The sequence below is a fragment of the Qipengyuania gaetbuli genome (assembly GCF_020524765.1).
Classification (GTDB): domain Bacteria; phylum Pseudomonadota; class Alphaproteobacteria; order Sphingomonadales; family Sphingomonadaceae; genus Qipengyuania; species Qipengyuania gaetbuli_A.
The window spans coordinates 690,990-706,573 of sequence record NZ_JAIVLR010000002.1 but is presented as its reverse complement, the minus strand read 5'-3'; the positions used below and the strand labels follow the sequence as shown (position 1 = coordinate 706,573).

At 63.5% G+C, this 15,584-nt stretch carries 15 protein-coding genes; 8 read left to right on the top strand and 7 right to left on the bottom strand.

Annotation, left to right across the window (positions count from 1 at the left end; all coding sequences use genetic code 11):
- The 4 genes from LC083_RS11955 to LC083_RS11940 form a co-directional block, all read right to left on the bottom strand.
- Window positions 1–321 (bottom strand): AtpZ/AtpI family protein, encoded by a 321-nt coding sequence (locus tag LC083_RS11955; RefSeq protein WP_160606768.1) that lies wholly within the window; start codon window positions 319–321, stop codon window positions 1–3.
- Between the two features lie 178 nt (window positions 322–499).
- Window positions 500–904: a YdbL family protein gene (locus tag LC083_RS11950; protein ID WP_226700577.1), complete on the bottom strand. Its 405-nt coding sequence runs from the start codon at window positions 902–904 to the stop codon at window positions 500–502.
- Window positions 904–1,077, bottom strand: coding sequence for a YnbE family lipoprotein (locus tag LC083_RS11945; protein WP_319003440.1), 174 nt, complete (start codon window positions 1,075–1,077; stop codon window positions 904–906). The genes LC083_RS11950 and LC083_RS11945 overlap by 1 nt, the downstream gene beginning before the upstream one ends.
- Before the next feature lie 83 nt (window positions 1,078–1,160).
- A complete protein-coding gene (locus tag LC083_RS11940; RefSeq protein ID WP_226700575.1) occupies window positions 1,161–4,427 on the bottom strand; it encodes a YdbH domain-containing protein in 3,267 nt (1,088 codons plus the stop codon).
- A 74-nt stretch (window positions 4,428–4,501) separates the two neighbouring features.
- Between LC083_RS11940 and radC the strand changes: the two genes are divergently transcribed.
- Entirely contained in the window at window positions 4,502–5,200 is a 699-nt protein-coding gene (radC, locus tag LC083_RS11935; RefSeq protein ID WP_226700574.1) for a RadC family protein, read from the top strand.
- A 12-nt stretch (window positions 5,201–5,212) separates the two neighbouring features.
- Here the strand turns inward: radC and LC083_RS11930 are convergent, their stop codons facing one another.
- The gene (locus LC083_RS11930) at window positions 5,213–8,023 is read right to left on the bottom strand and encodes a DUF3857 domain-containing transglutaminase family protein (RefSeq protein WP_226700573.1); all 2,811 of its coding nucleotides are present in this window, start codon (window positions 8,021–8,023) and stop codon (window positions 5,213–5,215) included.
- Between the two features lie 179 nt (window positions 8,024–8,202).
- Here LC083_RS11930 and purB point away from each other — a divergent pair, with 179 nt between their 5' ends.
- From purB to LC083_RS11895, 7 genes are all read left to right on the top strand, one after another.
- Window positions 8,203–9,513 carry an adenylosuccinate lyase gene (gene purB / locus LC083_RS11925; RefSeq protein WP_226700572.1) on the top strand — a complete coding sequence of 437 codons (1,311 nt, stop codon included), beginning with the start codon at window positions 8,203–8,205 and terminating at the stop codon, window positions 9,511–9,513.
- Between the two features lie 61 nt (window positions 9,514–9,574).
- Window positions 9,575–9,937 (top strand): DUF1049 domain-containing protein, encoded by a 363-nt coding sequence (locus tag LC083_RS11920; protein WP_226700571.1) that lies wholly within the window; start codon window positions 9,575–9,577, stop codon window positions 9,935–9,937.
- On the top strand, window positions 9,934–10,608 hold the full coding sequence (gene pyrF, locus LC083_RS11915) for an orotidine-5'-phosphate decarboxylase (RefSeq protein WP_226700570.1): 675 nt from the start codon (window positions 9,934–9,936) through the stop codon (window positions 10,606–10,608). Before LC083_RS11920 ends, pyrF begins: the two co-directional genes overlap by 4 nt.
- Window positions 10,605–11,114 carry a GNAT family N-acetyltransferase gene (locus LC083_RS11910; protein ID WP_226700569.1) on the top strand — a complete coding sequence of 170 codons (510 nt, stop codon included), beginning with the start codon at window positions 10,605–10,607 and terminating at the stop codon, window positions 11,112–11,114. Before pyrF ends, LC083_RS11910 begins: the two co-directional genes overlap by 4 nt.
- A gap of 9 nt (window positions 11,115–11,123) precedes the next feature.
- Window positions 11,124–11,768 (top strand): phosphoribosylanthranilate isomerase, encoded by a 645-nt coding sequence (locus LC083_RS11905; protein WP_226700568.1) that lies wholly within the window; start codon window positions 11,124–11,126, stop codon window positions 11,766–11,768.
- 155 nt (window positions 11,769–11,923) lie between these two features.
- Window positions 11,924–12,538 carry a 30S ribosomal protein S4 gene (gene rpsD, locus LC083_RS11900; protein WP_160606752.1) on the top strand — a complete coding sequence of 205 codons (615 nt, stop codon included), beginning with the start codon at window positions 11,924–11,926 and terminating at the stop codon, window positions 12,536–12,538.
- 115 nt (window positions 12,539–12,653) lie between these two features.
- A complete protein-coding gene (locus tag LC083_RS11895) occupies window positions 12,654–12,851 on the top strand; it encodes a hypothetical protein (protein ID WP_226700567.1) in 198 nt (65 codons plus the stop codon).
- On the opposite strand, the gene LC083_RS11890 is transcribed toward LC083_RS11895, so the two are convergent.
- Complete coding sequence (locus tag LC083_RS11890) at window positions 12,818–13,564, bottom strand: M50 family metallopeptidase (protein ID WP_226700566.1); 747 nt, start codon at window positions 13,562–13,564, stop codon at window positions 12,818–12,820. The two genes, LC083_RS11895 and LC083_RS11890, sit on opposite strands and share 34 nt — an antisense overlap.
- A 7-nt stretch (window positions 13,565–13,571) precedes the next feature.
- Window positions 13,572–15,557 (bottom strand): alpha/beta hydrolase family protein, encoded by a 1,986-nt coding sequence (locus LC083_RS11885; RefSeq protein ID WP_226700565.1) that lies wholly within the window; start codon window positions 15,555–15,557, stop codon window positions 13,572–13,574.
- Window positions 15,558–15,584 lie beyond the last annotated feature (27 nt).

The following is a 15,584-nucleotide window of genomic DNA, read 5'->3' as shown; positions in this document are numbered from 1 at the left end:
TCATTCTTCGGGGCGCTGGTTTGCCGCGCGGATGATGTTCCTGAAGGCAACGACTATCCCGAGGAACAGTCCCACCAACAGACCCCACGGGTTCGTGCCGGTAAAGTAGCCAATGGCATAACCGATCACCGAACCGCCAAGGAGCCCTCCGAGCAGATCCGCCAGAACCCGGTTGCCGCTGCGATAGTTCGCATCGGAACCGGAAACCTGCGGGCGGTTACGCTCCTCTTCGCGCTGCTGGGCGGCTGCGAGCCGCTTTTCCAGCGCGTCGATCCGCGCATCCTCCTCGATGGGTTCCCGTGCGGGTTTGTCATCGCTCATGCCTTGCTCCTTTAAAGGGGGTTGCGCGGCACGCGCAGGGACTTGCCCGCCAAGGGCGCGGCCCCCTTAGAAGGGGGGCCTTTGCGAGTCAACATGGAGGGAAGGCGAATTGCGCCTTTAAACGCAACACCCGTCGCATATTGGTCACCGGAGCAAAGATGCGCGGGGACCGATAGCCTCAGGGGCAGCGCGAATCACGCAAGGGGGCTGCGCTGGAACGGGTCTGCCAGCTACCGTCCGGCGCCTGGTATTTTTCGCCCGGCGAAGTCGCCAGAATCGCCTGGCAACCTGCGGTGAGCGCGTATTCCTCGAGCGTGGCATTGTTGGCCTGTGCCCGTTCCGCATAGACGGCGCGGCGCTTGATGTTGATGTCGTTGACGATCCGGCGAAGCTCCGGCGTCTCGGCGCCGACGATGCCGAGGTAACCGTCCATCTTCTCGCCCACTTCGCCCGACGCGCGGGCCGCGGCATAGGCCGGGTCGCGCTGCGCAAAGGCAGGGGTCGCGATGCCGCCCAGTGCGGTCGCAGCCACGGCTGCCGCCAGCATCATCTTGGTCATGGTCCTGGTCATAAAATCACCCATCAGAAGATATCCGCGTTTTCCTCGATCGTGTTGCCCGCGTCTTCCGCGAGCCGGTAGATCACTTCCTGCCGGATATTGACGTTGAGTTCGATCACGATCGGCTCGGTCGGTGCTTCCAGCGTGATGCACCCTGCGAGCGCGAACGGGACGAGCCCGACGGCCAAAATCCGCAAACCCGGCCTCCTGCTTGAAACATCCATGGCGGCGCTTCTTGCAAGGGGCGCAGGGTCAGTCAATTCAACGGTTCTCATAGCCCCTACTCGCTTTCCTGGTCCTGAATGGTGGGTTCATCCGGAATGACATCTTCCGGGTCAATCTCGGGCTTCACTTCCTCGCCGGTGACAGAGCGGCGGAGGAAACGGGTGCCGTCGTCGCTCAGCAGGCCCAGTTCGCGCGGATCGCGCACGGCAGCCGGGTCATAAAGCGCCTTGAGCGAAGTCAGCAGCTGGTAGAATTGCGCCCTGATGTTGATGCGGAACTGGATGGGCAGTTTGGCAAGCTGGCGGGTCACGAAGTTCTTCTTCGCCCCCTCGCCCTGGCTGACGCCGTCGAAGCGCACGCGGGTGACGATTTCGCCTGCCAGCGGTCCTTCCATGACCACGCGCATCTGGGTGAAGTTCATGCTGCGCAAGGCGTCGAAGGCATAATTGGCGACCGGCGAGAGGTCTTCATAGGTCAGCTCGCCGACATAGGAGATATTGCCGCCCGGGGGCCGCGAGAGAAGGATGCCTTCGTCGATCCGGCCATTGCCGTTTTCACCGAAGACAATTGGCACGGTTCCGTCGAAGATCCCCGTCGCGGAGATATTCTCGAATTCCATCTGGGCGACGAATTGCGCGGCATCCAGGCCGACAATCTCGAAGATGTATCGCCGCTCTTCCTCGACACCGAACCTGAAATCGACCTCGCGCAGGATGAGGCGGCCGCCCATGAAAGGCCAGCTTCCGCCGGCAACCGCAAGCACCTCGCCGCCGCGCAGTTCGAACTCGATCTCACCATCCAGCACCTCGACGCCCGGATTGATCGATGCGACGCGCAATTTCTGGCCGGGTGCGGTCGTCAGGCCCAGCAGGTCGGTGAACTCGATGGTCCCGCTGGCGCCCTCGACGGGCCCGAATGCGGCTGCGAAATCGAAGTCATCGGTGGAGAAGGTGCCGGTGCTGGTGACTTCGCCATCGCTGTCCCAGTCGATCCGGCCGCGACCGGTGACGGTCCCTTCCGCGTTGGCGACGACGCCCAGCGCAAGGCAACTGAGGCCACTCGGCTCCCGCGGGCCCGGCTCGCCGCCATCGAAGCAGATGTTGCTGGATGGTGACGGCTGGAAGTTCTCGTCGAACACGATACCGGGCACGTCGAGGTCGGCATACCCTGCCCCCGTTCCCAGATTTTGTCGGATATCGGCGATAGTGATCAGGCGCCCCTCGTATGGATCGCGCAGTTCGGCGCGCGCGTCGATAATGCTGTCGCGCAGCGTCAGCGTGCCGCCGTTGGCGACCAGCGGCTGGAAGCGGTCGGGAGTTTCGCGATCGGCTACGCGGAGCGATGCATTGCCGATGGTGAACACGCCGCCAGTGTAATCCCAGTTTCCGGTCGCATTGCCAATATCAAGCGGAACCGATGCGAGCCTGATGTCCGCATTGGAGAATGTCCCCGCGATATTCTCGCCTACCTGTGCTTGAAGATCGCTGATGACGAAACGGCTGGCGCTTTCCGCCGGACCCAGCGCAATTGCAAGATTACGGGCGCTGATCGTACCGGGCCAGGCAAAGCCCACCGGGCCGCTGGCGATACGGATGGGCGTGTCGGCAAGCGAACCCTTTAGGTCGAGAGAAGGAGCACCGGCTGCGAACTGGATACCGGCAGCCCCGCTGCGCAGCATCGGGCGACCCGGTGGCGGACAAAGCGTCAGGCCGGGCCCAGCGATATTGAGATCTGCAAAGGCGATGCGGCGAAACGCGATCCGCGTGCAATCCCGCCAGAGTGCAAGCGCCCCGTCAGCGCCATAGCGCCCGCTGACCGGAACCGAGAGGCCATCGACTGCGCCGCCGGGCACCGGGCCGGTCGCCTCTACCTGGCCGGAAAAGCCGAACGCCCCGCCTTCGCCTTGCACGATGCTCATGCGGGGGATGGCCAGCGTAGATCCGCCAGCTTCGTAGGGCGCCATGGACAGGCGGAAGACCGGACCGGCCCCGCCGTTGTTTTCCATCCGGCCCGAAATGCTCGGCAGGCCGGGGCCACCGATCGCGACATTGCCGGAGAAGCGGGCAGCCTCTCCTGTACTGGCACCCACCTGAACCCGCGACAGGGAGAGAATGCGCCCGCCCCTGCCTCCGGCCAGTTCGGCCTGCGGGATCAGCAGCGAATATCCCTTCGCATCTTGCCTGAAACGGATGCGGGCCTCCAGCGAACTGCCACGGGTTTGCGCCTGCAGCGATGCAGCGATCTTGCGGACAATCGGTTCGACAAGCGTGCCCTCGCCCGCTTGGGACAGGCTTTCGATGCCGTCGACCAGACGGCTGCCGAGCCGCAGACCGTTACCTTCGAGATTGCCATCTACCTCCAACCGTTCGAAGCCGCCGCGACCGCGCGCCACGCCTTCGGCTGTCATGACGGCGGCGATAGCCTGCGGCGTCTCGAAACCGCGCGCGGCAAGCGAGAAACGGGCGGTGGCATCATCGCCCCGTATCTGTGCACGGATCGTCCCCGCAAGCGACTGGGCCGCACCGCCGGGAATGGCGAGCGCATCCGTGTCGATCCGCGCCTCGATCGAGGGATCGGACAATTGAGGTGTCATGGCTGCATCGAGTTCGGCAACCAGTCCGGTCACCCGGACGCCGTTGCCCTCGCAGGTAAGGTCTTGCTGCCTCAGCGGACCTGAGAACTCCGGCGTGCCTCCATCGGTCGACACCTTGCCGTAAAGCGTCGTCTGCCGCGCTTCGCACCCGCCAATCGCAAGATCGGGAGCAACTGCCGCGAAAATGCCCGTGAATCCGTTGTCGAGCGGTCCCTTCCCCTCGAGTTTGAAGCCTACCGGGCCATAGTCCGTTTCGAGCAAGCCGCGACCGTCACTTATCGCGACGTTGAACGCGGGAAGTCCGGGCTCCTCCTCGCTTTCGGCAAACACCAACGGATCGAGCGACCCGAAACTCAGCCGCCCATCGAGGTAGGTCGCGTAAAGACGCGGCTCCACCAGCGTGATGCTGCCGATTTGCGGCAAGCCCAACCGATACTTGAGCTTCACCACAGCCTGTTTCGCGGTGAGGTCGGGCGCTGCCGGGTCGCCGATTACGAGATCGGAGATGACCTGCGTTTGCCCGCCGATGCGTTCGATTTCGTACGTACCCTCGATGCCATAGGCGTCGAACTGGTCGCGGATGAAATCATGCGCGATGCTTTCGCGATTGGCCCAGGCCATGAGGAAAACCGCCAATAGGGTGATCAGCGAGAGACCGGGCACGGCATAGCGCTTCTTGCGCCAGCGCGGCCGATAGCTCGTCATGCCTGCGGTTTCCCCCTCATCCATTATGCGCACACTTGCGCCCATCGCCGCGCGAAGGCAATGCAAGCCTTTGAAAGGTCGCTAAATAGGGTCGCGATTTGTCTGACGGGGGCAGCATATCAAAGGAGCATTCCGGTGCCGGGCACCGTGAACGGCTTCGCCAGCGACTGCTCAAGGGCGGGCCGCACGCTTTGGCCGATTACGAATTGCTCGAGTACCTCCTTTTCGCGGCGTTCCGTCAGGGAGACACCAAGCCCTTGGCAAAGACGCTGATTGCGCGCTTCGGTTCCTTTGCCGGCGTGCTGAACGCCGATCCGCAAGCACTGGCGCAGGTCAAGGGCATGGGCGAAGCCAGCGCCGCCTCGCTTTTCGCAGTTGCCATGGCAGCACGACGCATGGCCCGAGGCGCGATAGAGCAGCAGCCGGTGCTGGGAAGCTGGCAGGCCCTGCTTGACTATCTTGCGATCGACATGGGCCATCTCAAGCACGAGCGCGTGCGGGTTCTCTATCTCGACACGCGCAACCGGCTTATCCTCGATCACCTTGCGGCCGAAGGGTCGGTCGACGAGGCTGCCATCCATCCGCGCGAAGTGATCCGAAAGGCCTTCGACATCGGGGCAACTGCGCTGATCCTGGTGCACAACCACCCGAGCGGGGATCCCGAACCCAGCCGCGCGGACATCCAGATTACCAGCCGGATCGCGGAGGCCGGGCGGCTGCTCAACATTACCGTCCACGACCACGTCATCGTGGGGCGCGGCAGCCACGTATCGCTGCGCGCCAAGGGCCTGATCTAGGACAAGGTCGCCTTACTTGCGGGGCGCGACGCCGTGCGCTGCGTAACGGGCCGCCAGTTCCGGTGCCATCCGCAGCGCCCGCTCCACATCGACCCGGCCACCCTTGTCGCCCTTTTCCAGACGCACGATACCGCGAAGGTAAAGCGAGGCCGACAAATTGGGCGCCAGTTCCAGCGCACTGTCGAGATCCTTCAGCGCAGCGTCGAAATTGCCCAGGCGGTAGCTGACCATCGCCCGGCTATCGAGCATGGGTGCACTGTTGGATGCGCGCTCGATCGCCTTGGTACAGGTTGGCATTGCGCCTTCCGCCTCGATATCGAACAGGCCGCGGAACCAGCAGTCGGCGTTAAGCACAGATGCATTCGTCGGCTTGGCGGCAACCTGCCGCGACAGCACTTCGAGCGCATCCTGCGTGCGGCCAGCAAGGCCTGCCACAGTGGCATAAGTGCTGGCGAAGGATCCTTCCTCGTCATCGCCGACCGGCAACGAATCGAGCAGTTCGAGCGCCTCGTCCCGCTTGCCTGCATAGGCCAGCATTTCAGCAAGGCTGAACGCATAGGCGGAAGCCGGATCGAGATCGTAGGCCATCCGCGCGTCGGCAATGCCCGCCTCTCTATTGCCCAACGCTTCGTGCACGGCACCGCGCCAGCTGTAGAGATTGGCGCTCGGCTGGTTCTCGATCAGCGTGTCGAGATCTTCGAGCACACCCTTCCAGTCGAAAATCTGCGCGCGGAAACTGGCGCGCTGGCTTAGCGGACCCCAATCATCGCTGGATGCGAAGGCGACGGCCTTGTCATATGCCTCGACCAGCGGTGCGGTGCGGCGGGCCAGTTCCTTGGCATCGACTTCCCAGCGCCAGGCGAAGCCTTCCGGCGCGAGCAGTTCGGACTTGATCGAGTTGATCTCGCGCACCTTGCGCTTGTGGGTCGGCAGCTCGGCCGCGGGCACCTCGCCAAGATCCTGCCAGACATCGACATTATAGGTCACCTTGTTGCCCACGTGGCTGGTGACCCCTTTGAGGGTGGTGTTCGCAAACCCAGTGTCGATCGACTCCGGACCGGTATTTTCGAACCCGTCCAGCCCCTCGGGAAGGATGATGGTTGCCGCGATACGGTTGTATTGCGGCCCCGGGGTAAACACGGGAATGTCACGCCATTCCGAACGCGCGCGATCGGGGTTGAAATTATACTGCTCCGACTGATCGGCAGAGAGGCGCAGGCGTCCGTCGCTCCAGGTGAAGTCGCCCGGCATCACGCCCTTGACCTCCAGCACGCCGGCAGCTGCCTCGTCATCATATTCGAGCGTAACCGAAGTCACCGCGCCGCCCGGTCCGGTCGAGAATCCTTGCGCAAACTGTTTCAGCTTGTCCTCGTCCGCCTCGTCGGCAGCCGCGCGGAAGCCTGCGCCGCGCGCCCCGTAGATCGACATCTTGAGCGTGAACAGCGCCGGGAAGTCGACACCGGCGGAATAGTCGCTGGTCAGGTCCATGACCATGTCGGGCCACGGCTGGCGGCGTTGCGTCATGGGGACTAGGCCGGAACCTCCTTCGCTAAGCGGAAGGGCGTAGTAGAACGCCGGGACTTCCCCGATATTGGTCATCCGCGTTGCGGTGCTCGTCCCGTCGAGCCAGTAGTCGGTGCCGCCAACATTGGCGTGTACGATCATGTGATCGAAATTGCCAGGGATCGGCAGGAGTTCGGGCAAGGCGTCCCCGCCCATCGTGGTGACGAGAACCGGCCGCGCGTCGATGCCCATGCGGGACAGCAACGAATAAAGCAGGACCGACTTGGCCTTGCAGTCGCCGTAGCGCTTCTCCCACGTTGCTGCTGCCGATTGCGGCATGTAGTTCCCGCCATCGAGCCCATTGAGGAGGTAGCTGACCTCGTCCTGGACAAGTCGTAGGGCCATGGCGGTCCGCTCCAGAGGATCGGCAGTCTTGGCCATGATCTCGCGCGCCTTGGCGGCAACCGCGCTGTCGTCGGCGACCTTGGCGGCTTTCTCGTAATGGGGCGCGAAAGAGCGGGACAGTTCCTGCCAGTCGGCAAAGGTACCGACGCGCAGGATCGGATCGCGGTTGAAACGCGATGGCGCGTCGCCGGGCATTTCCGGCGGTTCGTCGATCGGCAGTGTGACGGTCAGCGTGCGATAGCCGTTGCGAGTGACGGGCTGCGGGAGGCGGGCGAAATCTTCCGCGCCGAAATAGACATCGGCACCTTCGGGCCAGCTCACGATCGCGCGCGAGAAGCCGACCTGCCAAGGCGCGGGCACAAGGTACTGCGACGATTGCATTTCCTTGCCCAGCGCCTGGTCGGCAATGGTCACGGTATGGCTCACCCGCAGGATATCGCCGACCTGCAGGCCGGGAACAGCCAGCGTCGCGGTCAGCTGACCATCGAGCAAGCGCTGCTCCAGCCCCTGTTCGCGGCGAAGCACATCGAACTGGGCACCCGACGCAATGACATCGATGATCTCCGCGCCACGGATGATCTGGACCTGGTGGACAGTGAGGTCGCCCTTGTCCGGCAGCCATGCGAGCGTGACCGTCCCGTGCTCCATCAGCAGGTCCGGATTGTCGATCCTGATGGCCGTGTCGGCGTATTCGCTCACCACGCCGTTTTCGAGGCGATGCTGCCAGTCGTAGATCAGCGCCGAAGGATCGCTTTCGACGTTCACCCGCGACAGCGCCACCTTGTCGACCCATTCCGGCGTGTCCCCGTAAATCACCTTGTCACCCGCATGAGCGGGAGCGGCCAGCGCCAACCAGATTGCTGCGCCTGTGGCGAGGGAAATTTTTGCGGCCGAATGGATCGATTGGTCGTTCATGAAGAACAACTTACCGCAATCGCAGCCGCTTGCAATCGAACAAGCGCCGCTGTCCGATAATGGCGAAATCGTCCAATAACGTATGCGTAACAGGCCGTGCGCCCTTGCCAGTTCGGGCTGCCTTGCCTAGCGCGCTGCGCAAACGCCAGCCCTGCCTTTTTTCTTCACGGAGTCGACCGATGGTCCCCCGCTATGCCCGCCCTGCCATGACCGCTCTCTGGGAGCCGGAAGCGAAATACCGCATCTGGTTCGAGATCGAGGCGCACGCGACCGAGAAGCTGGGCGAACTCGGCGTTGTTCCGAAAAGCGCGGCCAAGGCCCTGTGGGACTGGTGGGCAACCGACCCCAAGATCGACGTGGAAGCCATCGACGCGATCGAGGCTGTCACCAAACACGACGTGATCGCCTTCCTCACCTGGGTGGCCGAAAACGTCGGCGACGAGGCGCGTTTCATGCACCAGGGCATGACCAGCAGCGATGTGCTCGACACCACGCTTGCGGTGCAACTGGCCCGTGCAACGGACATCCTGCTCGAAGACATGGACGCCCTGCTCGAAGCGATCGAGCGCAGGGCGAAAGAGCATAAGTACACGCCCACCATCGGCCGCAGCCACGGCATCCACGCAGAGCCGGTGACCTTCGGGCTCAAGCTTGCCCAGGCCTATGCCGAATTCGACCGCTGCAAGACCCGCCTCCTCGCCGCGCGCGAGGAAATCGCGACCTGCGCGATTTCGGGCGCGGTCGGTACGTTCGCCAACATCGATCCGTCGGTCGAGGAATATGTCGCCGAGAAGATGGGCCTCAAGGCGGAACCCGTCTCCACGCAGGTCATCCCGCGCGACCGCCACGCCATGTATTTCTCTACGCTCGCCGTTATTGCCGGCTCGATCGAGCGCCTTGCCGTGGAAATCCGCCACCTCCAGCGCACCGAGGTGCTGGAAGCCGAGGAATATTTCTCGCCCGGCCAGAAGGGTTCGTCGGCCATGCCGCACAAGCGCAACCCGATCCTGACCGAGAACCTGACCGGCCAGGCCCGCATGATCCGCGCCTATGCCCTGCCCGCGCTGGAGAACGTAGCGCTGTGGCACGAGCGCGATATCTCGCACTCATCGGTCGAACGCTTCATCGGTCCCGACGCGACGATCACGCTCGACTTCGCGCTTGCCCGCCTGACCGGCGTGGTCGACAAGCTGCTCGTTTATCCCGAGCGCATGCAGGCGAACATGGACCGCATGGGCGGCCTGATCCATTCGCAGCGCGTTCTTCTTGCCCTCACCCAGAACGGCGTGAGCCGCGAGGACGCCTACCGCCTTGTCCAGCGCAACGCGATGAAGGTCTGGGAATCGGACGGCAAGGTGATGCTGCTCGACCTGCTGAAGCAGGACGAGGAAGTGACCGCCGCGCTGACCGTCGAACAGCTCGAGGAACGGTTCGACCTCGATTATCACTTCAAGCACGTCGACACGATTTTCGACCGCGTCTTCGGCTGACCTTGCCGCGCGGTTGATGCGCGCCTAGCATCGCGGCCAAACAGCTGAGGGGTAACGCAGAATGCAGATTGTCCGGACAATCCTTTGGGTATTGCTGCTGGTGGCAGTGCTCGCCTTCTCCTTCGGCAACTGGGACAAGCAGATCGACGTACGCATCTGGCCCGGCATCGTCTGGGATACGCGCGTCCCTGCGCTCGTGATCGTCTCGTTCATGATCGGGCTCATCCCGATGTGGCTCTATCACCGCGGCGTCCGCTGGCGGCAGGCCCGCCGCATCTCGGCGCTGGAGCAGGCAACGGCCAAAATGGCGAGCCCGCGGGTGGACGATACGCCCGTCACTGCCCCGGCTCCCGCTGAAGCCATTGCCTCGCCCGCTGCGGAACCGGCCAATCCGGTCGAGCCCGAACCCAACCAGCGGGCATGAGCAATCCGATCTATCTTGCGCTGGACGTCCCGCGCCTGAGGGACGGCGTCGCCCTGGCCGAAAAGGTCAAGGCGCACGTGGGCGGTATCAAGCTGGGCCTCGAATTCTTCTGCGCGCACGGGGCACACGGAGTGCACATGATCGGCCAGCTCGGCCTGCCTGTCTTCCTCGACCTCAAGCTTTACGACATCCCCAACACCGTGGCCGGCGCGATGCACGCGATCCATTCGCTGGAGCCGGCGATCATCACCATCCACGCCAGCGGCGGGCGGGCGATGATGGAAGACGCGAAGGCTGCGGCCGGTGAGCATACCAAGGTCGTCGGTGTCACCATGCTGACCAGCATGGACGACCGCGATCTTCAACGCACGGGCGTGCAGGGAAGCGCGCACGACCATGTCATGCGCCTTGCCGAACTGGCGCACGAAAGCGGGCTCGACGGCATCGTGTGCTCCGGCCACGAGGTGAAGGCAGTCCATAGCCAGTGGAAGGACGGCTATTTCGTCGTTCCCGGCCTGCGCCCGGCAGGCAGCGCCGTTGGCGACCAGAAGCGTGTAGTCACGCCGCGTCAGGCACGCGACGACGGTGCGAGCGTGCTGGTCATCGGTCGTCCCATAAGCCGCGCCGACGATCCGGCCGAAGCCGCGCGCGCGATCGAGGCGACACTTTGAATCGATTCGAAGAGGCGTCGCCGAAAGACGCCGAAGATATCCGGCAGCTGGTCGAAAGCGCCTATCGCGGCGATTCCGCGCGCCAGGGCTGGACCCACGAGGCCGACCTCCTTGATGGCGAGCGCACCTCGATGGGCGAGATCGTGCGTATGATCGAAGCGCCCGACATCGCCCTGTGTGTTGCCCGAAACGAAGTGGACAGGATTGTCGGCTGCGTTGCCGTGACCGCCGTCAGCGACGCTCTCGGTTACCTCGGCATGCTGACCGTTTCCCCTACCCTGCAATCGGCAGGTCTCGGAACCAAGCTCCTGCGCGGGGCCGAGGAGAAAGCGCGTTCAATGGGTCTGAAGGTCATGGAAATGACCGTCATTTCCCAAAGGGAATCGCTCATCGCATGGTACGAACGCAGCGGCTATCGTCCGACGGGCGAAAGGCGGCCCTTCCCCATCCTGCGCGATCCGCCGCTCGAATTCGTGGTGCTGGCAAAGCCGCTGTCGGCTGACTAGGTAGAGGCAATGGGTGCCCCCCTGATCAAGATCTGCGGCATAGCAACTGCCGAAGCGCTGGACGCAGCAATCGCCTCGCAGGCCGATTTCGCCGGACTGGTGTTCTTCCCGCCCTCCCCCCGCAATGTTGACAGCCACGCTGCGGCTGCACTTGCAGCAAGGGGCGGCAGCCGCATTGGCCGGGTCGGACTGTTCGTCGATGCGGGCGATGAGGCAATCGCGGAAGGCATTGCCGCCGGGCGGCTCGACGCGGTGCAACTCCACGGAGAAGAGACACCCGCGCGCGTCGCACAGGTCAAGGCGCGGTTCGGCTTGCCGGTCTGGAAGGCGATCCCGGTATCAACTGCCGCCGATGTAGCCCGGGCCGAAGACTATCGCGGTGTGGCAGACCTGCTGTTGTTCGATGCGAAAACGCCGAAGGATGCCGCGCTTCCCGGCGGAATGGGATTACGCTTCGACTGGTCGCTACTTTCAGCCCAGAAGGGCCGGTCCGGCTGGGGCCTTGCCGGCGGCTTGTCTCCTGCCAACGTCCCCGATGCCGTCCATCTTACGGCAGCCCCGTTGGTCGATACGTCTTCCGGCGTCGAAACGGCTCCCGGCAACAAGGACCCGGACCTCATCCGTGCCTTCTGCGAAGCTGCCCGAGGCGCTTGACGCAGGCGCCAATCCTGCTATGCGCGCGCCTTCGCTAATTGGCCCCGCACCCCGGTGAAGCGGTGGCCGCGTAGAAATCCCTTGGATTCCTGCGGTGCGATGCCGGGTTGGATGGCTGCCAATGGGGCAGCTCAGCAAATTGAAGGATACGACTCATGTCGAAGCGCAAGAGCGCCAAGTACAAACTCGACCGCCGGATGGGTGAAAACATCTGGGGTCGTCCGAATTCCCCGGTCAACAAGCGTTCGTATGGCCCCGGCCAGCACGGTCAGCGCCGCAAGGGCAAGATGTCCGACTTCGGCCTGCAGCTGCGCGCCAAGCAGAAGCTCAAGGGCTACTACGGCGACGTGACCGAAAAGCAGTTCAAGCGCACCTACCAGGAAGCGTCGCGCATGAAGGGCGACACCGGCCAGAACCTGATCGGCCTGCTCGAGCAGCGTCTCGACATGGTCGTCTATCGCGCCAAGTTCGCTCCGACCATCTTCGCCGCCCGCCAGATCGTGAGCCACGGCCACATCTACCTCAACGGCGTGAAGACCAACATCGCCTCGGCCCGCGTGAAGGTCGGCGACGTCGTCAGCCTCGGCAGCAAGGCCAAGGAAATGGCGCTGGTCATCGAAGCGCAGAGCCTGCCCGAGCGTGAAATCCCGGACTATGTTGCTCCGGACGGCAACGACAAGATCACGTTCACCCGCGTGCCGAAGCTCGACGAAGTGCCCTACCCGGTCACTATGGAACCGAACCTGGTCGTCGAATTCTATTCGCGCTGATCGGTCCGGCAACGGAACATGAAAGGGCGGTCCTACGGGGCCGCCCTTTTCATTTGTATACTATATTTCAATAGCTTGCGGGAACTTGCAGCACCCATTGCGTTATTGCGGTGCAATGACAGTCTACCGCTTTCTCACCCGCACACGCATCGGCAAATGGTACGCCTCGCTCGCCGATGCGCAGCGGCAGGCAAATGCCATCGGCGCTGGCTTCACCGAACCGAACGGGGACTTCGTCGCCTATCGCGGAACTATCCTCGAAATGCGCGAAAAGCCGCCTCAGCGCGAATGGGCGCGGCGCAAGGACCAGTAGACCATTGCTGCAATCATGACGGTAATCACTCCACCCCAGAACCAGTAAGGCAGGAACAGTGCCTGCGCGATGTGGCCGGTGTCGGAGACCTGCGGCCGGCCGTCCAGCATGCCGCCCGCACTGAAGAGATAGTCGAAGTCGCGATAGATGCTGATGCAGCCCTGAACGCCCAGGAACTGCACCGCGAACTTGCGATGGTTCTGCGCGCCGCGAAAGGCCAGCCACAGACATGCAGCGCCAATTGCGGGCAGCACGACCCAGCCCGTAAGCGAGCGCACCCAGATCAGCGTCGATGCCAGAAGTACGATGCCGAGCACGGCGAGCGCTGCGGTCGTTGCGCACCGCGTTTGCGACGACAGGATAAGCGCGCACCCGGCGGCCGTCGGCCCCAGCAAACCTGCTGCGGCTATGGCTGCGCTGGAGATACGCGATGGCTCGACCTCGCCCACGTGGAGGGCGTAGCCCGAACCATTGGCGAAGATGACCAGCCGCTCGAAATCATTGCCGAATGCCATGGCTGCCAGCCCGTGTCCCATCTCGTGGAACCAGGTCGACAGGATCGTGAAGGGATAGAGCAGGTAGCCTCCATAGGGCGAATGCCACAGCAATATGGTCGCAAAGGCGAGGACCACCAGCATGGTGATCTCTTCGCGCGGGCTGCGGCCGGAAAAGTTTCCGTTTGCGGACCCGTTCGTGGCGCGCCAGCGCTCCATCCTGCTCCTATTTCTCCAGTGACTGCGCCAGGAATGCATCGATCTCCGTCAGCATCTGGGTGCGAACCCTGCTGTCATCAAGACCGTGCTGCATGCCTTCATACTCGGTGTAGGAGACGGGCTTTCCCGCATCCTTCAGGCGATCGGCCATGGCACGCGAATGGCGCACGTCGACATTGAGGTCGAGATCGCCGTGGAACAGCCTTACCGGCGCCTTGAAGCCGGCCGCCTGGCGCAAGGGGCTGCCTGCCTCGATATGCGGCCCCGTGCCGATATAATCGCGCACGAGGCGCCGATTGGTATAACCGGCCGCATCGCTGCGGAGCATGTCGAGGTCTGTAACCGGCGCGATCGCCACCACGGCCTTGTACAGGTCCGGATCGACGACCTGCGATTGCAGCGCCGCGTAGCCACCATAGGACCAGCCCACGATGGCGAGAGAATCCGCGTTCGCAATTCCCTGCGACAGCATCCAGCGGCCGGCAGCGTTCACGTCGCTGATGGCGACATCCCATGCCTTGAAACCGTTCCTTCCGTACCACGCGTCGCCATAGCCAGTGGAACCGCGATAATTCGGCTGGAGCACGGCATACCCGCGAGCGGCGAAGAACTGCACCAACCAGTCGAAGCCCCAGGTGTCATGGGATGCCGGTCCGCCATGCGGCAGGACGATGGCAGGTAAGTTTTTGCCATCGGATCCGGGCGGCAGGGTCAGATACCCCGGAATTTGCGTCCCGTCCGCTGCCGGGAAGGTGACGGCGCTCATCTTGCCCATCGGACGGTCGATCAGGAATTCGCGCATGGCGAGCAGGCGTTCGAGCTGGCGCGAGCCCTTGTCATAAAGATAGACAGTGCCGGGGTCGGTATCGCTCGATGCTATGAGCAGAAGCTTGGTTTCGTCGGCACTGGCACCGACGATGTCGACCAGCGGCTTGTTGGGCAGCGCCGCGCCCAGTGCCTTCGCCAGTGCGGCCAGCTCGGCATCGAAATACTCGACCGAGCGTTGCTCGGTCGCGAAGGCGGTACCGACAACACGCTGCTGGCGTCCGATGCGGATGAGCGAACCGACGTCGACATCGTCCCGCGCAGCGACGACCTTGCCCGCCCCCGTACCGTCAAGCGGCACTTCGACCAGTGCCCGGTATCCGCCGATCGATTCAAAGCCGTAGGCGACGTTGCGCTTTCCATCGACCGCCACCGGAGAGAAGTCCTCTATCGCCCGCCCACCAATGGTGATCGCTCCCAGCTCGTGCCAGCGGTTTTCGCCCGGCTTCCGATAGAGAAACACCCTCTCGCCCGTCAGGTTGCCGGACATGTCGGTCAGCGAGCGCACCCGGATACGGATATCCCCGTTTTCGTCGGCGACGTAGCGGGTGGCCATCGGATCGGGCTGCTCGACCGAGCGCGAGCGCCCGGAACCGACATCGATTTCTTCGACGCCCAGCCCCGTCTTGTCGTTGGCTAGCCGCGTTCCAATCGAGCGGTCCTTGACGTATTCGCGCGTCATCAGGATGCGCCCTTCTTCGCCCTCGACATCAAACGCGATGACGGAGCCGCCATCCTGGCTGAAGCCCAGCGCGCGGCTGCTGGCCCGTTCGGTCAGTTGTTTCACGTCCGACCCGTCGGCATTGATCGCGACCATGCGCGTAAAGGGCAGCAGCAGGCCGTCGCTACGTTTGGCCATGCCGAAGATTTCGCAGACCAGACGCGTATCGGTCGCCCATTCGCAGGCCGACAGGTCGCCGTGCTGTTCGGTGTTCGACAGGATTGGCTTGATTCCCGTGCCCGCGTCGAGATCGACCACGTTCAGCACCTCCGAGTGCTCGGCGCCGGGCGCGATGAATGCGATCTTCGAACCGGATGGCGAAAGCGCAATATCGAGTACGGATTGGCGGATACCGAACCGGGCCGCCGTTTCTTCCGGCGTTTCAGCCGCAACAGGCACAGAAACGGCGAGCGCGCAGAGCGCGGCACCTGCCAGGTATTTTCTCATGAATTCGACCCCGATCAAATGAATTGA